The sequence below is a fragment of the Stenotrophomonas sp. 05L44_2 genome (genome assembly GCF_056665995.1).
This window is the reverse complement of record NZ_JBFTNR010001026.1, coordinates 1-1023: the sequence shown is the minus strand read 5'-3', so window position 1 is coordinate 1023 and position 1023 is coordinate 1. Positions and strand designations below refer to the sequence as shown.

The window sequence follows — 1023 nt, the reverse complement described above, 5'->3', positions numbered from 1 at the left end:
GGGTCCGCCACCGGGTTGAGGGTGGATTCGCGGATCGTGATGTTGCCGGCCAACGGCCGGCACCACCGTTCTCACACCCGGCGTTCACAACGGCGCTGCGACGCTGCGGCCATCCCCCACAGGAGCCGCGCATGCGCCGGATGCTCTTGCCTGCCTGCCTGCTGCTGGCCGCGACGCCTTTCTCGGCCGCCGCTGTCGAAGCCTGCGATGTCCCACCGCGTTTCGGCCTGAGCCCATTGGCGGTCGCCATCCGCAACACCGCCTGCAACGAGCATCGGCTCTGGTATCGCCCCTTCATCGACCGTGACGGCCGCGCCGCCAGCCTCAGTGTCACCGAGGCCGAAGGCGATCATCTGGCCGACAACGGCCTGATCGCCTGGCAACGGGTCACCAGCTACTGGCGCGAAAGCGGCACGCTCAACGCGCTGGGCAGCCAGCCCGGCGCCAGCAGCTGCTTGGCGCCGCTGGGCACGCGTTACACCGACAGCGATTGCCGCGCCTTCCTGATCGACAATCCGTGGTCGGCGGCCTTCATTTCCTGGGTGATGGTGCGTGCCGGCGTACCCGGCTTCAATACTTCCCCACGCCATATCGACTACATCCGCGCCGCCTACCAGGCGGGCCCTTCCGGCGTGCCCTACCGCCTGGTGGACCCTGCCACCGCCAAGCCTGCGCCGGGCGATCTGCTGTGCTTCCTGCGCGACCGCAGCAGCACGCTCAGTTACAGCGGATTGGTGCAGGCCCTGGGCAACGGCTCGGTCGGCCATTGGAAGTCGCATTGCGAAGTGGTGGTGGCGGCCAACCTCGGTGGCGACCAGACGCTCTACCTGGTGGGCGGCAATGTCATGAACACCGTGGCGATGCGCCTGCTGCAACTGGATCGCACCGGCACGATCAAGCTGCCGCCGCCGCGCGAGCGCGACACCACCGGCATCGACCCGACCTGCACCCCGGGCCGTGAGGACGAATGCAGCTTCAACCGGCAGGATTGGGCCGCGCTGCTGCAGTTGAATGCCACTGCGC

The 1023-nt window shown here is 68.2% G+C and carries 1 protein-coding gene; it reads left to right on the top strand.

Annotated features, from left to right (window positions below):
* Positions 1–131: 131 nt before the first annotated feature.
* On the top strand, positions 132–1023 hold an 892-nt coding region (locus AC1VAN_RS22840; RefSeq protein ID WP_480986868.1), incomplete at its 3' end, for a DUF2272 domain-containing protein.